Origin of the sequence: Acinetobacter sp. FDAARGOS_559, assembly GCF_003940475.1 — a bacterium.
In the GTDB taxonomy this organism is placed as follows: Bacteria; Pseudomonadota; Gammaproteobacteria; order Pseudomonadales; family Moraxellaceae; genus Acinetobacter; species Acinetobacter baumannii.
The window spans coordinates 1,832,570-1,856,566 of record NZ_RKJG01000005.1 but is presented as its reverse complement, the minus strand read 5'-3'; the positions used below and the strand labels follow the sequence as shown (position 1 = coordinate 1,856,566).

Annotated in this window: 21 protein-coding genes and 4 tRNA genes; 14 read left to right on the top strand and 11 right to left on the bottom strand. The window is 38.4% G+C overall.

The genetic code is table 11. From position 1 onward, the window contains the following. Positions 1–18: 18 nt before the first annotated feature. Complete coding sequence (gene rnr / locus EGS71_RS10330; protein ID WP_000165344.1) at positions 19–2,436, bottom strand: ribonuclease R; 2,418 nt, start codon at positions 2,434–2,436, stop codon at positions 19–21. A 261-nt stretch (positions 2,437–2,697) separates the two neighbouring features. On the opposite strand from rnr, the gene EGS71_RS10325 reads away from it, so the two are divergent. The 4 genes from EGS71_RS10325 (at position 2,698) to EGS71_RS10310 (ending at position 3,692) form a co-directional block, all read left to right on the top strand. Next, positions 2,698–2,788: transfer RNA gene (locus EGS71_RS10325), tRNA-Ser, on the top strand. Between the two features lie 10 nt (positions 2,789–2,798). Beyond that, positions 2,799–2,875 (top strand) — tRNA-Arg (locus EGS71_RS10320). A gap of 39 nt (positions 2,876–2,914) precedes the next feature. Continuing rightward, positions 2,915–2,991 (top strand) — tRNA-Arg (locus EGS71_RS10315). Between the two features lie 107 nt (positions 2,992–3,098). Then, positions 3,099–3,692, top strand: coding sequence for an HAD-IB family hydrolase (locus tag EGS71_RS10310; protein ID WP_001046674.1), 594 nt, complete (start codon positions 3,099–3,101; stop codon positions 3,690–3,692). Positions 3,693–3,751: 59 nt separating this feature from the next. Here EGS71_RS10310 and EGS71_RS10305 read toward each other — a convergent pair whose 3' ends face one another. After that, positions 3,752–5,998, bottom strand: coding sequence for a hypothetical protein (locus tag EGS71_RS10305; protein WP_000479314.1), 2,247 nt, complete (start codon positions 5,996–5,998; stop codon positions 3,752–3,754). A 591-nt stretch (positions 5,999–6,589) separates the two neighbouring features. Here EGS71_RS10305 and EGS71_RS10300 point away from each other — a divergent pair. Beyond that, positions 6,590–6,666, top strand: a tRNA-Arg gene (locus EGS71_RS10300). A gap of 120 nt (positions 6,667–6,786) precedes the next feature. Here EGS71_RS10300 and EGS71_RS10295 read toward each other — a convergent pair. Further along, complete coding sequence (locus tag EGS71_RS10295; RefSeq protein ID WP_000007412.1) at positions 6,787–7,479, bottom strand: nitroreductase family protein; 693 nt, start codon at positions 7,477–7,479, stop codon at positions 6,787–6,789. Between the two features lie 224 nt (positions 7,480–7,703). On the opposite strand from EGS71_RS10295, the gene EGS71_RS10290 reads away from it, so the two are divergent. Both EGS71_RS10290 and EGS71_RS10285 read left to right on the top strand, forming a co-directional pair. Further along, the gene (locus EGS71_RS10290) at positions 7,704–8,201 is read left to right on the top strand and encodes a YcxB family protein (protein WP_000139385.1); all 498 of its coding nucleotides are present in this window, start codon (positions 7,704–7,706) and stop codon (positions 8,199–8,201) included. Between the two features lie 39 nt (positions 8,202–8,240). Continuing rightward, a complete protein-coding gene (locus EGS71_RS10285) occupies positions 8,241–8,882 on the top strand; it encodes a fumarylacetoacetate hydrolase family protein (protein WP_000857682.1) in 642 nt (213 codons plus the stop codon). Between the two features lie 75 nt (positions 8,883–8,957). Here the strand turns inward: EGS71_RS10285 and EGS71_RS10280 are convergent, their stop codons facing one another. Then, complete coding sequence (locus EGS71_RS10280; RefSeq protein ID WP_000747866.1) at positions 8,958–9,752, bottom strand: helix-turn-helix domain-containing protein; 795 nt, start codon at positions 9,750–9,752, stop codon at positions 8,958–8,960. Positions 9,753–9,857: 105 nt separating this feature from the next. On the opposite strand from EGS71_RS10280, the gene EGS71_RS10275 reads away from it, so the two are divergent. Continuing rightward, positions 9,858–10,772: a DMT family transporter gene (locus EGS71_RS10275; protein ID WP_000392680.1), complete on the top strand. Its 915-nt coding sequence runs from the start codon at positions 9,858–9,860 to the stop codon at positions 10,770–10,772. 20 nt (positions 10,773–10,792) lie between these two features. Here the strand turns inward: EGS71_RS10275 and EGS71_RS10270 are convergent, their stop codons facing one another. Continuing rightward, a complete protein-coding gene (locus EGS71_RS10270; RefSeq protein WP_000893466.1) occupies positions 10,793–12,040 on the bottom strand; it encodes a YihY family inner membrane protein in 1,248 nt (415 codons plus the stop codon). 287 nt (positions 12,041–12,327) lie between these two features. Between EGS71_RS10270 and wrbA the strand changes: the two genes are divergently transcribed. Beyond that, complete coding sequence (gene wrbA, locus EGS71_RS10265) at positions 12,328–12,921, top strand: NAD(P)H:quinone oxidoreductase (protein WP_001183355.1); 594 nt, start codon at positions 12,328–12,330, stop codon at positions 12,919–12,921. Between the two features lie 52 nt (positions 12,922–12,973). Here the strand turns inward: wrbA and EGS71_RS10260 are convergent, their stop codons facing one another. The 3 genes from EGS71_RS10260 to EGS71_RS10250 all read right to left on the bottom strand — a co-directional run bounded on the left by EGS71_RS10260 (position 12,974) and on the right by EGS71_RS10250 (position 15,164). Beyond that, positions 12,974–13,549: a xanthine phosphoribosyltransferase gene (locus EGS71_RS10260; protein ID WP_000543071.1), complete on the bottom strand. Its 576-nt coding sequence runs from the start codon at positions 13,547–13,549 to the stop codon at positions 12,974–12,976. Between the two features lie 72 nt (positions 13,550–13,621). Beyond that, positions 13,622–14,335 (bottom strand): DUF3108 domain-containing protein, encoded by a 714-nt coding sequence (locus EGS71_RS10255; RefSeq protein ID WP_000201543.1) that lies wholly within the window; start codon positions 14,333–14,335, stop codon positions 13,622–13,624. 157 nt (positions 14,336–14,492) lie between these two features. Beyond that, positions 14,493–15,164: a hypothetical protein gene (locus EGS71_RS10250; RefSeq protein ID WP_001193958.1), complete on the bottom strand. Its 672-nt coding sequence runs from the start codon at positions 15,162–15,164 to the stop codon at positions 14,493–14,495. Positions 15,165–15,394: 230 nt separating this feature from the next. Here EGS71_RS10250 and EGS71_RS10245 point away from each other — a divergent pair, with 230 nt between their 5' ends. Then, complete coding sequence (locus EGS71_RS10245) at positions 15,395–16,279, top strand: energy transducer TonB (protein ID WP_000914774.1); 885 nt, start codon at positions 15,395–15,397, stop codon at positions 16,277–16,279. 88 nt (positions 16,280–16,367) lie between these two features. On the opposite strand, the gene ybeY is transcribed toward EGS71_RS10245, so the two are convergent. The 3 genes from ybeY to miaB are packed head-to-tail and all read right to left on the bottom strand — an operon-like array spanning position 16,368 to position 19,431. Next, the gene (gene ybeY, locus EGS71_RS10240) at positions 16,368–16,844 is read right to left on the bottom strand and encodes an rRNA maturation RNase YbeY (protein ID WP_000703571.1); all 477 of its coding nucleotides are present in this window, start codon (positions 16,842–16,844) and stop codon (positions 16,368–16,370) included. Between the two features lie 9 nt (positions 16,845–16,853). Further along, positions 16,854–17,942 (bottom strand): PhoH family protein, encoded by a 1,089-nt coding sequence (locus EGS71_RS10235; RefSeq protein WP_000122983.1) that lies wholly within the window; start codon positions 17,940–17,942, stop codon positions 16,854–16,856. 37 nt (positions 17,943–17,979) lie between these two features. Continuing rightward, the gene (gene miaB, locus EGS71_RS10230) at positions 17,980–19,431 is read right to left on the bottom strand and encodes a tRNA (N6-isopentenyl adenosine(37)-C2)-methylthiotransferase MiaB (RefSeq protein WP_000218140.1); all 1,452 of its coding nucleotides are present in this window, start codon (positions 19,429–19,431) and stop codon (positions 17,980–17,982) included. A 288-nt stretch (positions 19,432–19,719) separates the two neighbouring features. Between miaB and EGS71_RS10225 the strand changes: the two genes are divergently transcribed. From EGS71_RS10225 to EGS71_RS10210, 4 genes are all read left to right on the top strand, one after another. After that, positions 19,720–21,663: a lytic transglycosylase domain-containing protein gene (locus tag EGS71_RS10225; protein ID WP_000792525.1), complete on the top strand. Its 1,944-nt coding sequence runs from the start codon at positions 19,720–19,722 to the stop codon at positions 21,661–21,663. A gap of 57 nt (positions 21,664–21,720) precedes the next feature. Beyond that, entirely contained in the window at positions 21,721–22,383 is a 663-nt protein-coding gene (locus EGS71_RS10220; RefSeq protein ID WP_000877280.1) for a hypothetical protein, read from the top strand. A gap of 211 nt (positions 22,384–22,594) precedes the next feature. Then, on the top strand, positions 22,595–23,581 hold the full coding sequence (locus EGS71_RS10215) for a malate dehydrogenase (protein ID WP_000813006.1): 987 nt from the start codon (positions 22,595–22,597) through the stop codon (positions 23,579–23,581). Positions 23,582–23,743: 162 nt separating this feature from the next. Then, positions 23,744–23,989 (top strand): DUF2789 family protein, encoded by a 246-nt coding sequence (locus tag EGS71_RS10210; protein WP_000462894.1) that lies wholly within the window; start codon positions 23,744–23,746, stop codon positions 23,987–23,989. The last annotated feature ends 8 nt before the right edge of the window (positions 23,990–23,997 follow it).

Genomic DNA, 23,997 nt, shown 5'->3' with positions numbered 1-23,997 from the left:
AATGCAAATACCTATGAATTAGTCAGCCTTAGACTTGGCGTTTGACTTTTTCTTTTTAGGTTTCGCTTTTTTCTTTACTTTTTCTGGTTTAGCCTCTGCTTTTGTAGAGGTTTTCTTACCAGACTTTTTACTATATGAGCTTGGTTTGCCTTTTTCCTTCTTTTTACGGACAGGTTTTTCACCATCAGTTGATACAGACGGTTTACCAAAAACTTCTTCTGTTGCTTGTGTGCTAGTTTTGGTTGTGCGTGGAGCACGACTACGAACTACACGTCCAGCATGAGTAATTTGTTTAATGAGTTGGAAATCGATTTTACGCTCTTCTAGATTTACACCAGCAACTTGAATTTTAACTTCGTCGCCTAAACCGAAGACTTGACCACGATTTTGTCCAATGAGGTTTTGACTGGCTTGATCGTAAATAAAGAAATCATCGCCAAGTTGGCTAATGTGAATCATGCCATCAACATAAAGATCTTTAAGAGTAACAAATAGGCCAAATTCAGTTACCGCACTCACAATACCAATGAACTCATCACCTAAATGTTGTTGCATATAGTGACATTTCAACCAAGTTGTTACGCTGCGGGATGCTTCATCGGCACGGCGTTCTGTTTGAGAGAAATGTTCACCTGCATCATCTAAAGCTGCACCGGAAAGTGGGTAAGGCTTTTGTTTTAGATGAGCTTTAATTGCACGATGTAACAATAAGTCCGGGTAGCGGCGAATTGGTGAAGTGAAATGTGTATAAGCTTCATAAGCTAGACCATAGTGACCTGCATTTTTGGCACCATAGTAAGCTTGCATCATTGAGCGTAATAACACGGCGTGAATGCTTGGCGCATCAATACGGTCTTTAGTTGCCTCAATAACTTTTTGATAATCTGCCTGAGTTGGTTGGTCAGGGAAAGGTAAACCCAATAGTTTTACAAAATCTTTTACTTTTTGAATACGTGAGAATTCAGGTGCTTCATGTACACGATACAACATCGGAATATCATGTTCTAAGGCATATTCTGCTGCTGCTACATTGGCAAGCAACATACACTCTTCAATAAGCTTATGAGCATCGTTACGTGTACGAGGTAAAATTTCTTTAATTCCACCTAACTCGTCAAAGGTCATATAAGTTTCAATGGTTTCAAACTCCATTGCATGACGATCAACACGTAAGTTTTTCAAAATCTGGTAAAGCTGGAAAAGTGTATTTAGCGATTTATGAATATCACGATCTTTTGGAATTGCATCAGTTGCACCTTCAAAATATTGTCCTACTTGTGTATAGGTCAAACGTGCTTTTGAATGCATGACTGCCGGATAAAATTCATAACCTGTAACACGACCCGTACGAGAAAGTTTTAGGTCACAGACCATGCATAGACGATCTACGTGTGGGTTAAGTGAGCACAATCCATTTGATAATGCTTCTGGTAGCATTGGTAAAACAAAATGTGGGAAATAAACCGAAGTGCCGCGCTCTTCAGCTTCTTCATTTAATGCCGAATCTAAACGTACATAATGGCTCACATCGGCAATTGCAACGACAACTCGGTAACCACCACCAGGACGTTTTTCCGCATATACTGCATCATCGAAATCTCGCGCATCTTCACCATCGATTGTGACAAGTGCCAAGTCTCTTAAATCAACTCGACCTTCGCGATCTTTTTCAGCAGGTTCTTTGAAACTTTCAGCTTCTTTTATAACTTCATCTGGAAATTCGTAAGGCAAACCAAACTCTAAAATGGTCTGCGGGATAATAATTTCAGTATCGGCTTTATCTGCCATAGACTGAATAATATGTGCCGTTGCAAATTCTTCCCGGGTTGGGTAAGTGTCTATAGCAACACGAAGCATATCGCCGACATTTGCTTTAGCATGTTCAACCAATTCTTTTTCTAGTGGGATAGGTTGATGCTGATTTGGATTGTTGGGCTGAATAAAATATTCGCCGTCATGTACCGACAATTTACCAATTAACTGTTTTACACGATGCTGTATAACTTCGGTAATGAAACCCCACGGTTTACCTTTGCGATCTACCGATGTCTGCCGAACACGGACCCGATCACCATTAAAGACTAAACGTAACTCACGCTCAGGTAATAACAAATCATCTTGACCATCAATATGTGCTGTACCCAAACCTTTACTATTAATATAGACAGTTGCTTCATAGGTAGGTTGGTCTGCCACCAACTGAAACTTAAAACCATCCTTCATAAGTTGGCCATCACGAACCATAGCACTTAAGCGATGACTTAAGGCTTCAATACTTTTCTGATCTTGAATATGAAAATGGTCAACAAGTTCTGCATGAGATTGCGGTGTTTGCAATTGTTCCAACGTATCTAAAATAAGAGTACGGCTTGGAATAGGATTGTCATAACGTTCAGCTTCGGCTTTTGCTTCGGGGTCAACCCAGTTTTTTGTCATGTCGTTTGGTTTCATGCTTGGCAGATAGGTTTAGCATAAGACATGCAGACCAGAACTGCACGTTCAGGTTTGCAATAATGTGTTATGCACTACTGTGTTGAAATAAAAAAATAATATCTATCTTAACAAGCGTTTGATTGAAAAAGGCGAAAAGAATACGAAAATTGTTTAAAAAATATTTAATTGAACGAAAAAACAAGAAAATTTCAGTATCATGACTTGAACAATGTAGTTTTAGTTTGTATTATGGCGGCTCGTTCCGGTGAGGTGGATGAGTGGCTGAAATCACTTCCCTGCTAAGGAAGCATACCTATTACTGGTATCGAGGGTTCGAATCCCTCTCTCACCGCCATTTACTTAATGCGCTCATAGCTCAGCTGGATAGAGCACTTGGCTACGAACTAAGGGGTCGGGAGTTCGAATCTCTCTGAGCGCACCAAGTAAAATCGAACGAATCGCTGAAAAGCACACAAGTTACGCGCTCATAGCTCAGCTGGATAGAGCACTTGGCTACGAACTAAGGGGTCGGGAGTTCGAATCTCTCTGAGCGCACCAACTTGAAGAATTAACCGCTTTTATAGCGGTTTTTTTGTATCTGCTGTTTATTAATTTTTAAAAATCTAAATTTTATAACTTTTTAATTATATTAGAGATAACGATAAATGAATCTGGCTTTATTCGATTTTGATGGCACGATCACCCATAATGATACCTTCAGTTTATTCCTTAAATTTTCTTTGAGTAAAAAAACTCAAATATTAGGTGGCATCCGTCTTGCACCTTATATAGCGGGTTATAAGCTTGGGTGGGTAACGGATAAAACGATCCGTACTAAGCTCTGCCAAGTGGGATATATCGGCTATGATGCAGCTTCTTTGATATACAAAGGACAAGAGTTTGCTAAAAAAGTAATTCCTTCCTGTATTCGTGAAAATGCTTTAGAACGCATTCTCTGGCATAAACAACAGGGAGATCAGGTTGTTGTTGTATCTGCTTCATTAAGTGTTTACTTGGAAAGTTGGTGTAAATCTTTAGATCTGGATGTTATCTGTAATCAACTTGAAATAGATAATGGTATTTTGACAGGTTGTTTTATTGATGGTGATTGTGGTTATTTAGAAAAAGTAAATAGAATAAAAAATAAATATGACTTAACTCAATATTCTATAATCTATGCTTATGGTGATACACCTAATGATTATGCAATGTTGGAGTTAGCTCATAGAAAATATTATAAATGGCAAGAGATTAATTAATATTTAAAAATATATTAAAAAAGAAAGCCACTTATATAAAGTGGCTTTCTTTGTAATTATTAAACAGTATTGAATGAGTTTTCTAGGAAGTTATCAGTAAGTAATGATGTCGGTACGATCGTATGCGTTGTATTTGTTACGCTAGATACTGTAGAAGTTACACCACCGAGTAAGCTACCACCAGTTAATCCGCCTAGCAAATTAGAAATAACATCTAAACTGCCTTCACCAGTAACCCCACCCGTTAAGCTTCCAACGATATCCGTTACGATACCGATAGGGTTGTCTGTACCGCCAGTAACACCACCAGTTAAACCGCCGAGCAGATCAGTGACTACGCCAAGCGGACTATCGCCACCTACGCTACCAGTTAAACCGCCGAGAAGGTCAGTGACTACACCAAGCGGACTGTCGCCGCCTACGCTACCAGTTAAACCACCAAGTAAATCAGTTACTAATCCTAGTGGGCTATCTCCGCCAGTTACGCCACCAATAGTTCCTGTTACTCCGCCAATGATTTCAGTTACTAAACCAGTTGCAGTTGTACCATTTGTAATAAGCGTATCGAGAATACCGGTAGCCGATTCAGTAGCGCCTTGAATATCACCACCGACTAAATCACACACAATTTCAAGAGCACCATTGACCGTGTCACGAGACGTTTCAAAAGTTAATGTGCCAAGGTCTGCAATTTCAGAAACTGGATGTTCTGCTTGTGGAAGGATACCGATAATTGTATCCGCAACTGTATCAATACCAGTGTTAATAATTTCGGTTTTTAGGCTTTCAACGCCTTGAAGAATATCGATGCCGCCTTGAACAACATCGATTACTGGAGAAATAGGAGATGTTCCACCACCAATAATGCCACCAGTAACACCACCGATAATATCAGTTACTACGCCAAGAGGGTTGTCACCGCCGATACCGCCAGTAACACCACCGATGATGTCAGTTACTACACCGAGCGGATTGTCACCGCCAATACCGCCAGTAACACCACCGATAATGTCAGTTACTACGCCAAGAGGATTGTCACCGCCGATACCGCCAGTTACGCCGCCGATAGTACCTGTCACGCCACCAAGGATATCAGTCACAATACCAGTCGCTGTTGAACCATTCTGAATAAGTGTTCCTAGAATACCAGTTGCATTTTCAGTAGCACCTTGAATATCGCCACCGACTAAATCAGAAACAACTTCAAGAGCACCATTGACCGTGTCACGAGACGTTTCAAAAGTTAATGTGCCAAGGTCTGCAATTTCAGAAACTGGATGCTCAGCTTGAGGTAATATACCAATAATAGTGTCGGCTACTGTATCAATACCAGTGTTAATAATTTCAGTTTTTAGGCTTTCAACGCCTTGAAGAATATCGATACCGCCTTGAACAACATCAATAACTGGAGAAATAGGAGATGTACCGCCACCAATAATGCCACCGGTTACGCCGCCGATAATATCAGTTACTACGCCAAGAGGGTTATCACCACCAACACCACCAGTTACACCGCCAATAATATCTGTAATCACTTCAAGTGGGTTGCCATCAACACCACCAGTTACGCCACCAATAACATCAGTAACACTTCCAACCACACCAGTGACAATACCTGTAGCAGTTGTACCATTTGTAATAAGCGTATCGAGAATACCGTTCGCTGATTCAGTCGCACCTTGAATATCACCACCGACTAAATCAGAAACAACTTCAAGAGCACCATTGACTGTGTCACGAGAAGTTTCAAAAGTTAATGTGCCAAGGTCTGCAATTTCAGAAACTGGATGCTCAGCTTGAGGTAATACACCAATAACTGCATCAGCTACAGTTTCAATGCCTGTATTAATAATTTCAGTTTTTAAGCTTTCAACGCCTTGAAGAATATCAATGCCGCCTTGAACAACATCGATTACTGGAGAGATTGGAGAAGTTCCGCCCACAACACCACCCGTTACTCCGCCGATAATGTCAGTAACAACTTCAAGAGGGTTGCCTGTAACGCCACCCGTTACGCCGCCAATAATATTGGTTACAGTATCAATTGGGTTTGTAGACCCTACAGTACCTGTTACGGTACCAACTACATTAGAAACTAAGTCTGTGGTTGTATGTGAAACTGTATCGGTTACAGTTGAAATCACATTAGAAAGTAAGCCTGTTGTTGAAACATTAGCAATGTTGATATCAGAAACATTTACATTAACAGAGGAACCTGTGTTTACTACAGGGGTTATCGATACAATATTACCCAGGTCCTGAGTAACTTTTGATATTGAAGAGACGAGATTTTTCAGTAAGAACATGGTGGTCTATTTCCTGTGTATTTATGTATTTTTAAGTAAGTATTTATATATTGCGTTACGCAATTATTGAGATATGTATCGCAATAATTAAAAATTAGTATTGTGTAGATCTCAAAAAGTGTCAATGCATATTTCTACTCAAATAAATTGATACTTATAATATTTTGACAATTAGTTATTCTTTAGATTTAGACATAAAAATAATAATTTTTTTTATAATATATTCTTTATAGATGAATACATTTTTTCTTTATTTTTTTATTATTTTTTATGAATATTAAAGCTAACTAATTTTATTTATAAAAAGACTTTTGCATAAGTAGAAATATTTTATTTATATAATCCTGACTAAAAAACTAGACTTTTGTTTTTGCCAATTTGGCCAAAATGCCCAAATTAGATACGAGAAATAGAGAACTTTAATTGAAAAAAAATATTTCAAATACATTTTATAGGCAATCATCTCGACTTTTTTGAAGCTAATCTACTTAAATATTTCATTATGGCTAAGAACTAGACGCTTGATGACAAAAAGATGAAAAATGTCTTTCTAAAATGAAAAAACTGCGTATAATGCCCTCCATCAAGTACGCGCTCATAGCTCAGCTGGATAGAGCACTTGGCTACGAACTAAGGGGTCGGGAGTTCGAATCTCTCTGAGCGCACCACTTGAAGAATTAACCGCTATATATAGCGGTTTTTTTGTGCCTGTTTTTTATAATTTTTTAATAAAGAAAGCTGGTACTTGTGATAACCAGCTTTAGAAAATCTAAATTCGAAGCTATTTATTAGCCGAATGTTTTGAAGCGGCTTTCATCATCAATAAAAGCTTTTTCGCCTGCTGCGCCTTCAATAGAACCAAAAACTAGCTGAGCTCTTAGTTTCCATTCTGCTGGAATATTAAATGAGGTATTAATTTTCTCATCAATAATTGGATTGTAGTGTTGCAATGAAGCACCAATATTTTGTTCAGCTAATACATTCCAAACTGCAAATTGAGCAATGGCTGATGAATGTTCTGACCAGATCGGAAAATTATCGGCATAAAGTTCAAATTGCTCTTGTAAGCTTTTAATAACGCTCTGGTCTTCATAAAACAGAACTGTACCTGCGCCTGCTGCAAAGCTTTGAATTTTTTGTTCTGTTCCAGATACCGCTTCAGCTGGGATAATGGTTTTTAAAACTTCTAGAACTGTATTCCAGAATTTATGATGTGATTGTCCAAATAAGATCACAGCGCGAGATGATTGAGAGTTAAAAGCTGAAGGGCTGTGTCTTATTGCTTCTTGAATTAACTTTTCAATCTCATCATTTGATTGGCTTAAGTTATTGCCAATTGCATAAATAGAGCGGCGGTTTTTAATGAGTTCTATAAAAGAGGTTTCATTTGAAGGTTCTAGCTCTTGAGCAGCTTTCAAAGCCACATCTTCTTGAGCTGTTGTTTTTTGTTTGAAGCCAAATAGTTTTGCAAAGAAAGACATGACGAATTCCACGAAAAGAGACAATAGAAGCATTCTATAAATTTAAAAATATGAAATAAGCCTTATAAATATGAATCTACGTTCTATATATGAAACGCATAAGTAGCTTGTACTAATAAAAGCTTTACAGTTAAAGCAAAAATAAAAAATCACTTTTGATTCATTTTAAAGCGTAGATGAATATGCTCTAATAGTTTCGATTTATTCAATATTGATACATTGTGATGACCGAGCAAAAAAGCGCTTTATCTTTACGTTATTATTTAAATTTAGAAGAGTCTCAAGACGGATTTGGCTTGGTGACATTCGGAAAGAAGCAATTCACACGGTTTTTGACACCTGTTATTAGTATTGCAATTATTATTTGGGGCTTATATTTAGGCTTTTCAGGTGTTGGCCGCTACTATGTTGCTTTAGGCGTTTTCTTCTTGGTTATGCAAGGTCTAATGCGCTACTGGCTTTTACCTATGATGTTTAAACGTCAATTTGTACGTTATCAATTTGGTAAGAGCGAGCAAGGAATCGATTTATATCAAGATTATTTTGAGCTCTATGCTGCTGGGCGTAAACAAGCTGTACAGTATAGTGAAGTGCAGACTTTTGCTAAAGGCAAGCTGACTTATATGCTTGAGCTTAAAAATAAAACGGTCATCATTGTACCGAAACGTGCATTTGCTCAGGCTTCAGATCAAACTATATTTGAAAATACATTTAAGAAATAAGTTATTGGAATTATTAGCCGCAACAATAAAGGAAGCTTCATGAAAACACGTCCTTCAAAAATCGTTTGTGTGGGCAGAAGTTATGCTGATCATGTAAAAGAACTGAACAATGCAATGCCAGGACGTCCGGTGTTATTTATCAAACCACCAAGTAGTTTGATTGGTTTAGATGAAGGCATTTCATGGAATCCTGCATGGGGTAGTTGTCATTTCGAATGCGAATTTGTTTTACGCATTGATCAGCCACTGAAAGGAGAAACTGATCCGCAAAAAGTATTGCAGGCCATTGGTGCAGTGACTTTAGGATTGGATTTAACATTACGTGACTTACAAAATGAGTTAAAAGATAAAGGCCAACCTTGGGAAAGAGCAAAGGCTTTTGATGGTTCGTGTGTGCTTGCAGACTGGGTAGATGTGAGTGAAATCACGAACTGGGAAGAGACTAGATTTAATTTCCATATTAATGATGAATTACGTCAAGACGGTAATACCGCTTTGCTCATGTTTAATATTGCTTATCTTTTAGTAGATATTAATCAGGTGTTCTCACTTGAGCCAGGCGATGTCATTATGACGGGTACACCCGCAGGTGTAGGGCCATTAAATGCTGGCGATCAGCTAAAAATGACTTTGAAAGGTGCTACTCAAGATTTTGTTTGGGAAACATTTGTTAAAGCATAATTTTATTTAAGTTATTAAACTTTAAACCCTATTATTAAACGGATAATAGGGTTTTTTATTATACTCAAAATTAATTTATTGATAGAGCTTTCGGAACTGGTCTGGGGTAAAACCCATCCAACGTTTAAACATATAAATAAATGCCGATGCGCTGGCATAGCCCAAATCAAAAGCGATACTTTCTATGGTTTTTCCTTGATTAAGCATGGTCATTGCTTTCATTACTTTTAATCGTTGCCTCCATTCATGTAAAGACATTCCCAACTCTTTTTGACTGTAACGTGCCAACGTTCTTTCAGTCATATTTATTCGTTCAGCTAATTCTTGCAAGGTGCTGTTATCGGCAGGGCATTGGTGTAAATCATTTAGAATTTTTGCTAAAGCTGGATGATCTGTTGTAGGTAAATAACTACCCACTAATTCAGCCTGTATGAGTTGATCTAATAAAACTTGGAGTAGGCGTATATATTCGACTTGGGTTTCATCTTGTGGGTTTTTCCTCAAGTGTTCGAGTAAAGCAGGTACAAGTGAGGAAGTTAATAATATACCAGCTTTCTGCGGTAACTTTTGGCACAGACTTTCATGAACATATAAAGTTGCATGAGTCACTTCGTTGCGGTTAATACCACTGTGTTTGGTATAAGGAGGAAGCCAAATACCATAAGGTGGCGGGGTTAAATAATTAATTTGATCAATATTAACTTCGAGTACACCACTAAACGCATAAATAAACTCACCCCATGCATGCGCATGTTGAGGATAAACTGTTTCTGCGGGTGCATTACGAACACGGAACCAAAGCAAATCAGGAATTGCGTTATGAGCCGGAATTTCCTGAAAATCCTGCACACGTTGAGCTGATTTTTTCATCTTTGAAAATTGCCTGAAATTACTTATGTCTTGTCTGTTTTTCACTATATCATCTAAATAAGACAGTTCTATAGTCAGATTTTTCGCTATAAATAAAGGTGCTAAATGGAAGAGCGCAAAAATCTGGATACTAGAGCTTCGGCTTTAATGGTGCTTTTATGTATGGTCTTAGGGCTGCAACAGGTGGTTCTGAAAATAGCAGCACCAGATATTTCGCCGATTATGCAAATTGCTTTACGTTCCGGCTTATCTGCTGTTCTAGTTTTACCTTTATTGTGGCGAGATCATTCGATTCATCTATTTTCTTATAGACAATGCAAAGCTGGCGCTCTTGTTGCTTTATTTTTTTCATTAGAATTTTATTTCGTCACCCAAGCCTTAAAGTTTACCTCTACCTCTCATACAGTAGTTTTACTGTATACCGCTCCAATTTTTGTTGCATTAGGGCTCCATTGGAAATTTCCTACTGAACGTCTGAATCGAGCGCAATGGGGTGGTATTGTTCTGGCTTTTATGGGGATCATTCTTACATTTTACCCAACAACCACAGCTACAAATGCGCCAGCTCTAGCACAAGTTTTGTTAGGCGATTTATATGCACTTATGGCTGGGCTTGCATGGGCACTCAGTACAATTATTGTTCGTTTATCTCCTTTAGCTCAAGCGCCGGCAACTCAAACATTGTTTTATCAACTATTTGGCTGTTTTGTTCTACTCTTATTAATTGCTTTTTTAACAAATCAAACAACAATTCATTTCACCACTTTAACGATCTTAAGCTTAAGCTTTCAAACTTTAATCGTATCTTTTGCAAGTTTACTATTATGGTTTTGGTTATTAAGAAATTATCTTGCATCACGATTAGGGGTATTTTCTTTTTTAACCCCGTTATTTGGTGTGTTATTTAGTATTTTATTATTAGAGGAAAAACTAGAAATTAAATTTATTTTTGGAAGTATTTTAGTGTTGTCAGGAATTGTCATCATGAGTCTAAAGCAGGGCAAAGCTAAAAGCAGCTAAGCCCTGACTTTAGTTGAGTATTATTTCTCTTCAAAAATTGTTGAAAGTGGAATAGAGAGCTTTGCAGCTAAATAATCATTAGACTCTACTAAAGCTGGACCAATTTTTTCCATCCATTCGTCATCATCATGAACATTTGATACATCCTGACGTAAAGGTAATGGATAAGGCAGTGCAGTGAAGAAGCTCCAAAAGTCGACTTGAGATAAATTGCGGACCAAAACATATTCATCTTTATCGGTACGTTTAACCAGATTTTGCTCTTCTAGTAAGAGAACATAAGCAGGCCAGCGACCAACTTCACCACGACCTAAAATTTCTAATGCTTCTTTATCACTTACGCTTTCACCAAGTTTTTGCTTTTTATAGAACAATTCCAAAATGTCGAGTAGCATTAAAACCGGATGTCTTTTTTGCTCTTTGCCTGAATGAAAAGCGGTAAGAGCAAAACTTACCTCGACACCAAGCAATACAATATTCCAAGATAAGAAGACCCATAATAGGAAAATAGGTACTGCTGCAAACGCACCATATATGATTTCATAACTGGTGAAATTTGACATAACAAAGCTAAATAAATTTTTGAGTGTCTCAAATAATGCAGCACTTAAGCATGCAGCAATTGCTGCTGCATATAGGGGAACTGTGCGGTTGGGAATAGTCCAATATAAAATAAAAAAACCTAAAATTGTGAGAACAAAAGAAATAAGCCAGAGTAAAAAGGCGCCATCAAGTTGATAACCTGTGAAGTTATTGCTCAATAAATTCATGGAAGCAACAGTTGATGAAATAACAAATGCACTACCTAAAATAATTGGACCAAGCGAAATAATGGTCCAGTAACGCATAAAGCCTACAATACCGCTACGGGTTTCTTTTACTCGCCATATTCGGTTAAAAACGGTTTCAATTGAAGTAAGCATTAAAACTGTTGTGACAAAGAGGAATAGCACACCAATTACTGTTAAATTACTGGACTTTTCGGTAAAAGCATTAAGAGCTTTATCAAAAGCAATCGTACTTTTAGGTAAAAAATTACTGTAGATTAAGTGCTGTAACTGTTGTCTGGCAGGTTCCAATGCCTTAATTGAAGAAATAATAACTAAAAATACCGTTAACATAGGTACAACGGCAAAAAGAGTCGTATAGGTGAGGGAGCCGGCTTGTTCACGGCAACGATCCGCTTCAAAACGCTTAATTACGAATAAAATAAATTGAAACCAGGTCTTGTTATAAAAAGGAAGCTTCTTCAAAAAACGTTCTAACATGCGTCATCTATCCCGATTTTTTTAATCATGATGTGGGTGATTGATATTCACCAGTGTATTCGGTTGAGAACACTATCGTTGATGTGGGTAAACTTTAACCTAAAGAATAAAAAAGTATTCTGAAAGTTCTGTATGTATCATCGTAACAAAAGGTAGTAAAAAGCTTTTACCGATATTTGTTACTGTGCCCTTAAAAATCAATCACCTCTAGAATTTCATAAAATTGGCTACGCCAAAAAAACAAAAAATACCGTATAGTGTTCTTTTTAACAAAATTCGTGAAACCGATGCAACCTTACATTCTTGTGCTTTATTACAGTAAATATGGTTCAACTAAAGAAATGGCGCACCTTATTGCGAATGGTGTTGAATCGGCAGGTGTGAATGTAAAAATTCGCACAGTACCTAATATTGCAACAGTGGTAACAGAAGCTGAGCCAAGCATTCCTGAAGAAGGTGATATTTATTGTACTTTAGAGGAACTGGCCAATTGTGCAGGCTTAGCGCTAGGGTCTCCAACTCGCTTTGGTAATATGGCAAGCGAAATGAAATATTTTTGGGATCAGACTACAAGCCTTTGGTTAAATGGTGCTTTACATAATAAGCCAGCATGCGTTTTTACTTCTTCTGGTTCAATGCATGGTGGGCAAGAAAGTACGTTATTAACAATGTTACCTCCTTTATTTCATCACGGTATGATGATTTTAGGATTACCAAACTCTATTCCGGCTTTGTCGAATACTAAAACAGGTGGGACTCCCTATGGCGCAAGCCACGTGAGCGGTCCAAGACATGATCAAAGTTTAAGCCAAGATGAAAAAATTTTATGTGAAGCTCAAGGGAAGCGTTTAGGCGAAATCGTAAAAAAACTTCATTCTTAAATTTATGGAAATAAAAAAGAGCGGGTTTCCGCTCTTTTTTATTTAAACCATTTTATTCTTTTACAAAAGTTACTGTGCCATCAGCAAGTGATTGAACACGCGCTAATGACTCAACGCGGTAACCTTTTTCAAGTAATAAATCACGGCCTGGTTGGAATGATTTTTCAATCACAATACCCACACCTACAACTTCTGCATTTGCTTGATGAATTAAGTCAATCAAACCAAGCGCAGCTTGACCATTTGCTAAGAAGTCATCAATTACTAAGGCTTTGTCGCTTGAGTTGATGTGCTTATTTGAAATAGCAATGGTACTTTCTGTCTGTTTAGTGAAACTAAACACTTTAGCGCGGTATAAATCGTCTTTTAAAGTAAGCGATTGATATTTACGAGCAAAAATCACAGGTACACCAAGTTCTAAACCTGCCATGATTGCTGGCGCAATACCTGAAGCTTCAATGGTAATAATCTTGGTAATCCCTGCATCTTTAAAGCGAGCGGCAAATTCTTTACCAATCTGCTGCATGAGTACAGGGTCAATTTGGTGATTTAAGAAAGCGTCGACTTTCAACACTTGATCAGATAGAACGATACCTTCTGTTAAGATTTTCTGTTCTAGTGCGTGCACGGGAGAATCCTCTAGACGGATGCTTTTTAAAGCAAATGCGTATTTTAAAAAGCATCCGAAAAAATGCAAGCTTTAATTCGTTTTACCTGTATAACTTGTTAATAACAAACCATAAGATGTTTTGCCATCAATATGACTTACCTTGACTGGAAGGTAGTCTAATTTCGGTGCTAGCCAGAAAATTGTGCTGCGCTCAGGTTTCTTATGTTGTAAAACAACTTTCACGGTATCGAATGTGCCATAAGAGGTCTTAATTTTCTCGTTGCCTTGTTTAACAAAACGACGATTTTCAACTTCTTTTGCATCGGCTAGAGGGTAAGACGATTTAAGTGAACCATTTTTTAAATCTTCACGAATCTGTAATTCTGCATTTAGCTCATCAAGCACACCTGCCTGCCAAGCAAATGAGCGCGTTTTATCGTCTTTTTTCGTGCTAATAGTCTTATTAGCAGGATTAAAATTAATACTCATTGTGTTGTTATGGATCAAAATTTTACTGGTACGACTAAAGCTTTGTGAACCAATTTTACCGTTTGCAAAACTAAATTTACTTGTTTCACTTGCAGAAGCGATTCCACCTGCTTTTGCTGTGAATTGATAAGTCCAATTATTGCCTTGTTGACTCAATGCACGTGTCGCTGAACCCATACCTTTATTATTGTAGGTAAACTGATAATTTGCCTGAAATGGGCTCATGGCAAGTGCATGGCTAGAGAAACCTGCGATAAGCAAAGTTGTCGAAATACCAGTTGCGATGCTGAATGATTTCAGAAATTTTGTTGCCATAAGTAAATATCCTTGTACAGACTGATAGGTCAGTGCTGATGCATCTATGACTTTTGCATATTATGCCTGTTGATCATGGAGAAAAAATCAGGATTTATGCTAAATATGTAATCTCTTTGTGTTTTTTAACAGTGTATTTCTTTAGTTCATACCGTTGTTATACATCTTTTTGCTGTATTGGCGTAATTTCAGTGTCTCCAAGTTCATCCTCAGAGTCATCATCTTGATCACGGAAAAGTAAAGCAGCGAGATTAACATTACCAAAGACAACTAATTCTGCTTCACGTACTCGTGCATAGTTGATATGAACCTTGCCTAAAGTTTCAATAATACTGGCCTTTTTAGCAAACCAACGGTTAAGGTCTAAGAAGATCAGGTCATCTTTTTCTTGGGCTACATCAAATCGCTCCAGAATCATGCCTAATGGATCTTTTTTTAGAATTTTGTGATAGTAAAAAATAGCCGCTTTTACAGCAATTTTTTGCCAGAAATTTTTATATTTAGCTTCTACAATTTGCGTGTTACTAATTTGCTCAAAAACAATAAGTTGTTGTTCTTTATTAAATTCCATCTGGATAAGTTTTAAGTCGACCGACAAAGTGGTCTCTAAACCTTTAACATGCATTGTGGCATAGAGTCTTAACCAGTCATGATAAAGATCTGCATGTAAATCATCTAAAAACTCGACATTATTAGTCACGTAGCGTTCTAAGGTCGCATTTAGAAAAGTTTGCGATAATGTAAAATCTCTTTCTTCCTCAATGAAGGCTTCAGCTTTTCGGTAGACTTTATGAAGACGTTTGACTAATGAGGAAAATAGCGTTTGCATAAAAGAACTTCCAGAAGATGATTTACTAAAGAATCCACACAATCTTTATTATGATAAAAAACAGGTTTTGATATTGCAGTGTAACAAATTTAATTGATACATTTTGACAAAATGAAAATGGATAAATATCAATATTTGAAGTGAATCACACTTTTATCCATATTTGAATATCAGTTTATGTTTTATTCGGTAATACCGTGGGGAAAAGGCATCTATATGCTTTTAAGATTATGTTGAAAAAAAGAAGTCTATCCATAGAGCCTTTTTATTATTGGTGGCAAGACCGAGTCTTTATCGCTGCAATAATATTAGCAATCTTACTGCATATTTTTGTGTTGCTCATCCATTTTGCGATGCCTGCGCCGTCAGAACAATCGACTAAAGAAATTGCAATATCGATTCGTCCTACTGAAGATGTGATCAAGCATGCAGACTTTTTAGCCCAAGCTGATCAACAAGGTTCAGGGGCTTTTCGGGAAGCTCATCGGATGTCGAGTAACTCTCCAGCGCCTATGCCAAGTGATGCTTCAACAGGAGAAGCTCAGCTAGAAACTTTAGAAAAAGTGCAGCAACAAAGAGAACTTAAATTTGAAGAAAAAGTACTCATGACTGTATTGAGTTGGCAGAAACAAGCAGAGGAGAGCCAAAGAAAAAAAGCACTTGAACAATTACAAAGTCAGTTTCAGGCAAAAGCTGCCATGGTAGCGAGTCTTGAAGCTCAGTATTTACAACGTCAGCAAGATTTTAGTCGCCAACAAAAGATAAAAACAGTAGATGGTATTCAAGCCAAGAAAGATGCGTCAGCAGCTTATCTAGATAAATTTCGTGAAAAAGTAGAGCTTTATGGCAACCGTTATTATCCAGAAGAAGCGAAACAGCAACAGTTAAAAGGTGAAGTTCGCCTTATGGTAATTTTGAATGCTCAAGGGGGAATTCGTGCAATTCGTTTGCTTGAAAGCTCAGGTCATCCAGTTCTAGATGAAGCAGCAAAGGCATCGGTACGGCGTGGAGCGCCGTTTGGCCGTTTTGATGCAAATATGAAAGATATTTCGGAACTTCGTATTATTCGTACATGGCGTTTTGATCCAGCTGAAGCTGAATTTGAAGTTCATTAATGAAAAAATGTGGATAACTTTTAGGATATCCACATTTTTAAAATGTATAAGAAGCTGACTGCGTTCTTAATCGTATGAGGGAATTTGATTATTCCTGATATGGGTTGGCAATATTGAGTTTAGCTAAGATTTCGATCTCTAAACCTTCCATTTCTTCAGCATCCTCATCACTTGTTTCATGGTCATAACCAAGTAAATGTAGAACCCCATGAACTAAAAGATGCGCAAAATGATTTTGTGCGGTTTTCTTTTGTTCCAAAGCCTCTTGTAATACCACTGGAATACAAATTACTAAATCACCCAACGGTAATGCGTCGAGCATTGGTAAAACTTCTTCAGGAATATCACTTGGAAAAGACAGAACGTTAGTTGGCTTATCTTTCTCTCGATATTGCAAGTTAAGTTGATGGCTTTCTTCCAAATCAACACATGCGATACCAATTTCGCAATCTTCTTTATAGCCAACGTGGCGTAAAGTTGTCTCAATAATTTTTTTGAGTTGAGCTCGTTTGAGCTCTAACTCAGGGGATTGAAAGTCTTGTTGTAAACTTAAACTGATTTTCAAAATGAATCCTTAAGCATCCTGATGTTGCAAGTCTGCTGCTGTATCGTTTTCAGCAATTAATGCTTCTTGGCGTGCTTTACGTTCAGCACGTGCTTCAGCATTAAGACGCTGTTGTTCACCATCCCACCCCTCATAAGCTTCAACAATTTTTTGAACAAGTTGATGGCGTACTACATCGCGGGAATGGAAACGGGTAATATGAATTTCTTTAATGTTCTCAAGTACGCGAAGAGCGTGTGCCAAACCAGATTGTTGGCCTCGAGGTAAATCTACTTGGGTAATGTCACCTGTAATCACTGCACGAGAGCCAAAACCTAAACGGGTCAAGAACATTTTCATTTGTTCTGGTGTAGTGTTTTGAGCTTCATCCAAAATCACAAATGAATGGTTAAGAGTACGACCACGCATATAAGCAAGTGGTGCAACTTCAATCACTTGACGTTCGATTAACTTGGCGACTTTTTCGAAGCCCAGCATTTCGTAGAGGGCATCGTAAAGAGGACGTAGATATGGGTCGATTTTCTGGGTTAAATCACCAGGTAAGAAACCGAGCTTTTCTCCTGCCTCTACCGCAGGGCGGACAAGTAAAATGCGCTGGATTTCATTACGTTCTAACATGTCCACTGCGGCAGCAACTGCTAAATAAGTTTTACCTGTACCAGCAGGGCCTACACCAAAAGAAATATCGCTTTGTAAAATACGTTGTACATAGCGTTTTTGATTGGCACCACGTGGATTAATGCGACCTTTTCGAGTCTGGAAATAGACATCCATGGGCGCATCATGCTCATCCATTTCTTCGCCAACTAGTTCAAAGTTTCGTTCAGTTTGCGAAGATTGAATCAAGAGGTGTAACAGGTCAGCACTGATTTGTTGGGACGCCTCTGTTTCTTCGTAGAGTCGTTGCAATAGCGCTTCGGCTCTCCCAACAGCATCTATCTCACCATCTATGTAAAAAACATCTCCACGATGAGTAATTTTGACATCTAAACGCTGTTCAATTTGCTTAAGGTGCCCATTATAGGCACCCAAGATGCTCTTTAAACGTTCCATTGAAATTTCAGGAAATGTTACGGTACGTCGAATCGCTGCAGTCAAGAGAAAACCTTTCAGTAGACTTTAGAATACCTCTACATTACGCCACGTCAGGCTCAAGATTCAAGAGTTCACCGTAAACTAAATTTAAAGTTTTAATTTCTGTAATCTCAATCTCTGCAAAACGACCAATCCACGATGCATCGCCTACAAAAGTCACTAAACGTGTATTGTCTGCTGTACCTACTAAAATATTAGGGTCTTGATCAGATACTTTTTCAATAAGTACACGTTCAATTTTGCCAAGCATTGCGTCAGTTTTTTCAATACTAGATTGCTTAATGACTTGTTGAACTTGTGCCAAACGTTCTTTTTTAACGTGTTCAGGGGTTGTATCAGGTAAGTCAGATGCTGGTGTACCCGGGCGTTTTGAGTAAACAAAGCTATAAGAGTGATCAAAGTCTAAGTCTTTGATAAATTGCAATGTTTCTGCAAAATTTTCATCCGTTTCACCAGGGAAACCAATGATGAAATCGCTCGATAAATGCATATCAGGGCGTATTTTGCGTAACTTGGCAATCTTATCAATGTATACATCAATCGTGTGATTTCGCTTCATTGCTTTGAGTACATCATTAGATCCACTTTGTACTGGCAAATGTAAGTGTGAAACCATTTGAGGTAAATCTTCATAACACTGAATAAGTTCATCAGAGAACTCAAGTGGATGCGAAGTTGTATAACGTAAACGGCCAATACCTGGAATTTCTGCAACGAGTCGTAACAATTCAGGGAAGGTACAAATGCCGCCTTCGAATGTTTCACCACGATATCCGTTCACATTTTGACCAAGTAAGCTGATTTCACGGACACCTTTTTCAGCAAGACCTGCGATTTCTGCAAGAACGTCATCAAGTGGACGTGAAACTTCTTCACCACGAGTGTATGGAACAACACAGAAAGAGCAGTATTTAGAGCAACCTTCCATAATAGAAACGAATGCTTTAAAACCTTCTACGCGTGGTTCAGGTAAGAAGTCGAATTTTTCAATATCAGGGAATGAAATATCAACGAGCTTAATTTTTTCTTTTTTTGGCTTTTCCACTTGTGCATGATGTTGATCAAGCATTTGCGGTAAACGGTGTAAGGTTTGTGGACCAAAAATCATGTCGACATAAGGTGCACGTTTTTGAATATTGTCACCTTCTTGAGAAGCAACACATCCACCCACACCAATAACAAGATCAGGATTTTGTTCTTTTAGTTTACGCCAACGGCCTAATTCACTAAATACTTTCTCTTGTGCTTTTTCACGAATAGAGCAAGTATTCATGAGCAGAATGTCTGCTTCATTAGGGTTGTTCGTTAACACATAACCATGAGAATCCCCCAAAAGGTCTGCCATACGGTGACTGTCATACTCATTCATCTGACACCCTTGAGTTTCAATATATAGTTTCTTTATTGAAACGTCAGTGGTGTGCGTTGGCTGGGTAACAGTGTTTTCTGAGGCAGCTTTGGCACCATTGGGAATGAAGGTTTGAACCGTCATGCAGGCTCCTAACAGATCGATCTAGTTAAATAATAAAATGACCCAAAACGGGTCAAACCAATCATTATAGCAGTATTTTGAGCAGAACAGATAACAATAAACTCCCATAAGCTACACATGATTTATGGAGACAAATGACATGAATTTTAATGATGTTGAATCAGATAGTTACATAACACAACAAAAGAAAGCATGAAGAATAATTAAACTATGCCTAAAGGTGGATAGTCAGGATTTAACGCATTTATGAGACCAGGTAAAAAGAGCTCATCAAACAAGAGTCGTGTGATGAAAAATAAATATGCACATCGTAGCTGGTTAGGAGCTGTGTGTTTACTTGGTTGTTCATTATCTTATGCTGCAGAAGAACAATTTAACGATGCACTCAATGCCGCCAATAGTGGTAATACTGCATTGTTAGATCAATATCAGCTTGCAATGCAAAATGATGTGTTGGGCTACTATCCTGAATATTGGAAATTAAACACGAATTTAGGCTTTCAATCTCCGACATCAATTGTAAGCTTCGCACAGCGCTATCCACAGTCTGCTATGGCAGAAAAGCTGGCCGCGGATTATGTCGAAGAAAAAGTTAAACAAGCTGATTTTGCGTCTGCACAACCAATCTTGCCTTATGTTTCGAATCCTGACCAGGCCGAAAATTGTGCTTTAGCGCAGGTGAGAGCTAAAAGTGGTGATGCATTAGTTTTTGCTGAATATAAAGATGTATGGTTAGCCACTGAATCACAACCAGAATCATGTATTGGACTTGGCCGTATGATGCTGTCTAGTCCATTAATGAGTACACAAGACAAGCAGCAGCGACTTTGGGTACAGTTACGTGCAGGTTTATCTGGACAGGCGCTTGCTACAGCGCAGACTTTGGGTTTGAATTTGTCTTTGGCTCAGCTCAATCAGATTCAGGCGAATCCACTGAATTACTTGTGGTCAGCACCAAAAACCAATGATGTAGATTATGCCTATTTAATTTTTGCACTAGGTCGTTTAGCAAATAATGATTTAGGTAATGCTTTTGCAAATGTACAGCGTGTAGCGCAAGGTACTCCAGAGAGCGTGCAAAAGTATCTCTATCGAACCGTAGCCTATATTGGTGGAACTACGGTAATGAAAAACAACTTTAACCGTGAAGTCCTTCAATATTTTGACGCAAGTTATGGCTATCCGTTAAGTCCTGAAGAAGCTGAAATTTATGCACGACAAGCTATTCGTTTTAGTGCATGGGAAAGTTTAATTCGTGCAATTGATAGTATGTCAGTTTCACAAAAACAAGAAGATCGCTGGCAATATTGGTTAGCGCGTGCGACAGAGCAACGTGGCGATAGTAATTCTAAAAACACGGCACACCGTATTTATAAAAAATTAGCTGAAAGTGGGGATGATTATCACAACCTTCTTGCAAAAGACCGTTTAGGCGTACGATATAATCATCAGCCGTATAATGATGAGCCAACTGCAAGTGATTTACGCCGTTTAGATCAAAATATTCACTTTAATCGTGCATTTACTTTAAGACGAATTAATGCCAATCCAACCTATACCAACCGAGAGTGGAACTGGGCTGTTCGTCAAGCATATCTTCAGCATGATGATGGATTACTATTAGCGGCGGCAAAACGTGCTCATGATATGGGATGGTATGACCGCGCGATTTATGCGGCAGATCGTACAACGAATAAACATAATGATACGTATCGTTATGTGACCCCGCATAAGACCAATGTCGTAAGCCATAGTTACAATGCTGGAATTGATCCTGCTTGGGCTTATGGTTTAATGCGTCAAGAAAGCCGGTTTGTTACCTCGGCACGCTCTCATGTAGGTGCTGGTGGACTTATGCAAATTATGCCGGATACGGCAAAGTTGATTGCTCGCCAGATGGGAGAAACATATAATCCGGCAGCGTTAAGTGAAATGAACACCAATATTCGTTATGGGACATTTTATTTATCGATGATTCAAGGGCAATTAAGTAATAACCCTGTTTTAGCAACGGCGGGTTATAATGCTGGGCCGAATCGGGCAAGACGTTGGCAACCTGATTATCAACCGATTGAGGCTGATCAATATACAGAAACCATTCCATTGCTTGAGACCAGAGATTATGTCAAGCATGTCATGACGAATGCGACGCATTATGGAGTGATATTAGGTCAAGGTGCTCAATCATTAATACAACGTATGAAAGTCATTCCAACGCGATCATCACCTTAGTTTTAGATGATGAATGATGGAACATTCTTTTAATTGGCATAACCAAGTTTTAATTAAATGAAATATAGAGACCTAGGACTTCAATCAATATCGCAACTTGCATGGTGGATCATCTGTGCAAGCGTTGGTTTGTTGAGTTCTGTTTTACATGCGGAACCTGTTAACGTGCAAGGTTATGTTATGCATGTACAGATGACGCCTGCTGTTTGTGCGCTAGATCCTTCTAAACAAAAGCAGCGTAAATGTCTTGAAGGATATTCGCTTACGATTACTGGTTTAATACCTGAAACCACCAGAACTGACTGTTCAACACAAAGCTCAGCTACACTGTCACCACTGCAAGCTAAGGTGGTCGCTCGGGTGATGCCAGACAATAATGCTCGTGTGCAACTCTGGAGAAGTGTGGGTGGCTGTGTGCCTATGAATGCAAGTCAATATTTCCGTACGATTATTAACTTTGCTGAACGTTTAAAAATACCTGCTAATCTAACCAGCTCTACTAATGTGGAAATGCAGCAATCTACATTACGTCAACAATTTACCAAGCTTAATCCGAGCTTACCTCAAAATGGTATTCGCTTCACTTGTCAGCTCTCACGCTCTGATGTCGTACTAACAGAAGTTAAAGTTTGTTACACGGTAAATGGTCAATATAAGCAATGCTCAAATCACGTTGTCTCTAATTGCCCTAGTGAAATTACCATTAAAGGCAGTTATTAAGAGCAATGATCATTTCATAAAAAAATGCTGACCATACATTGAATCTATTTGTAAAGGTTAATTTGTATTTTCTATCAGACTTTTGGTGAAAATGAGTCGCTTTTACATGCATCTGCCACTTCTTTAGAGTACAATCTTTGCCGTTTATGATGATTTGGTTAAGTAGAATCGCTACTTAACCCGATTAAGGACACTCATTGGAGACAATTACATGAAGCAACCCGTTCGTGTTGCCGTGACTGGCGCTGCAGGTCAAATTGGTTACAGCTTATTATTCCGTATCGCAAGCGGTGAAATGCTAGGTAAAGATCAACCTGTTATTTTACAATTGCTTGAAGTTCCAGTTGAAAAAGCACAACAAGCGCTTAAAGGCGTAATGATGGAACTTGATGACTGTGCTTTCCCTTTATTGGCTGGCATGATCGGGACTGATGATCCTAAAGTTGCATTTAAAGATGCTGACTATGCGTTATTGGTAGGTTCTCGTCCACGTGGTCCTGGTATGGAACGTGCTGACTTGTTAAAAGTTAACGGCGAAATCTTCATTGGCCAAGGTCAAGCATTAAACGAAGTTGCTAGCCGTGACGTTAAAGTATTAGTTGTAGGTAACCCTGCAAACACGAATGCTTACATCGCGATGAAATCTGCTCCAGATCTTCCAGCGAAAAACTTCACAGCAATGTTGCGTCTTGACCACAACCGTGCGTTGACTCAAGTTGCTCAAAAAGCTGGTGTTGCTGTAGCTGACATCGAAAAATTAACAGTTTGGGGTAACCACTCTCCAACTATGTATGCTGACTATCGTTTTGCAACTGCAAATGGTGAAAGCTTAAAAGACAAGATCAACGATCCAGCTTGGAACAAAGACGTATTCCTTCCAACTGTTGGTAAACGTGGTGCTGCGATTATCGAAGCGCGTGGTTTGTCTTCTGCTGCTTCTGCTGCTAACGCTGCAATCGACCATATGCGTGATTGGGCACTTGGTACAAACGGCAAATGGGTAACTATGGGTGTTCCTTCTGACGGTTCTTATGGTATTCCTGAAGGCGTTATGTTCGGTTTCCCTGTAACAACTGAAAACGGTGAATACAAAATCGTTCAAGGTTTAGAAATCGATGAATTCAGCCGTGAGCGTATCAACTTCACTCTAAACGAGCTTGAAGAAGAACGTGCAGCAATTGCTGACATGGTAAAATAATTCATCAGTTTGATGAGTTGGAAAGCACTCTCTTGTAGGGTGCTTTTTTATATGTGAAATTTAATAAGAACAAACAAAAAACAACAAGAAAATATAGGCATAGATATGCAACTCACATCTATTGTTGTTAGATTATTGAAAAGAAGCCATGGGAGAATAACAATGTTTGAACAACAACCGACATTACAACTTTTATTTGAGCAATTGGGTTTAGATTCTGATGATGCAAGTATTGAAAATTTTATCAGAACGCATCAATTGCCGGCTGAACAGAAGTTACATGAGGCCTCTTTCTGGTCCCAAGGCCAAAGTGATTTTTTAAAAAGTCATTGGGAAAAAGATGATGAATGGATTGTAGTTATTGATGAGCTGAATGAGCAATTACATGAAGATAGTGTAAAAAAATAACTAATAAA

Bases quoted from the DNA above. Each gene is read 5' to 3' on its own strand.
- rnr (WP_000165344.1), bottom strand. From the start codon at position 2,436: ATGACAAAAAACTGGGTTGACCCCGAAGCAAAAGCCGAAGCTGAACGT.
- EGS71_RS10310 (WP_001046674.1), top strand. From the start codon at position 3,099: ATGAATCTGGCTTTATTCGATTTTGATGGCACGATCACCCATAATGAT.
- EGS71_RS10305 (WP_000479314.1), bottom strand. From the start codon at position 5,998: ATGTTCTTACTGAAAAATCTCGTCTCTTCAATATCAAAAGTTACTCAG.
- EGS71_RS10295 (WP_000007412.1), bottom strand. From the start codon at position 7,479: ATGTCTTTCTTTGCAAAACTATTTGGCTTCAAACAAAAAACAACAGCT.
- EGS71_RS10290 (WP_000139385.1), top strand. From the start codon at position 7,704: ATGACCGAGCAAAAAAGCGCTTTATCTTTACGTTATTATTTAAATTTA.
- EGS71_RS10285 (WP_000857682.1), top strand. From the start codon at position 8,241: ATGAAAACACGTCCTTCAAAAATCGTTTGTGTGGGCAGAAGTTATGCT.
- EGS71_RS10280 (WP_000747866.1), bottom strand. From the start codon at position 9,752: ATGAAAAAATCAGCTCAACGTGTGCAGGATTTTCAGGAAATTCCGGCT.
- EGS71_RS10275 (WP_000392680.1), top strand. From the start codon at position 9,858: ATGGAAGAGCGCAAAAATCTGGATACTAGAGCTTCGGCTTTAATGGTG.
- EGS71_RS10270 (WP_000893466.1), bottom strand. From the start codon at position 12,040: ATGTTAGAACGTTTTTTGAAGAAGCTTCCTTTTTATAACAAGACCTGG.
- wrbA (WP_001183355.1), top strand. From the start codon at position 12,328: ATGCAACCTTACATTCTTGTGCTTTATTACAGTAAATATGGTTCAACT.
- EGS71_RS10255 (WP_000201543.1), bottom strand. From the start codon at position 14,335: ATGGCAACAAAATTTCTGAAATCATTCAGCATCGCAACTGGTATTTCG.
- EGS71_RS10250 (WP_001193958.1), bottom strand. From the start codon at position 15,164: ATGCAAACGCTATTTTCCTCATTAGTCAAACGTCTTCATAAAGTCTAC.
- EGS71_RS10245 (WP_000914774.1), top strand. From the start codon at position 15,395: ATGTTGAAAAAAAGAAGTCTATCCATAGAGCCTTTTTATTATTGGTGG.
- miaB (WP_000218140.1), bottom strand. From the start codon at position 19,431: ATGACGGTTCAAACCTTCATTCCCAATGGTGCCAAAGCTGCCTCAGAA.
- EGS71_RS10225 (WP_000792525.1), top strand. From the start codon at position 19,720: ATGAAAAATAAATATGCACATCGTAGCTGGTTAGGAGCTGTGTGTTTA.
- EGS71_RS10220 (WP_000877280.1), top strand. From the start codon at position 21,721: ATGAAATATAGAGACCTAGGACTTCAATCAATATCGCAACTTGCATGG.
- EGS71_RS10215 (WP_000813006.1), top strand. From the start codon at position 22,595: ATGAAGCAACCCGTTCGTGTTGCCGTGACTGGCGCTGCAGGTCAAATT.
- EGS71_RS10210 (WP_000462894.1), top strand. From the start codon at position 23,744: ATGTTTGAACAACAACCGACATTACAACTTTTATTTGAGCAATTGGGT.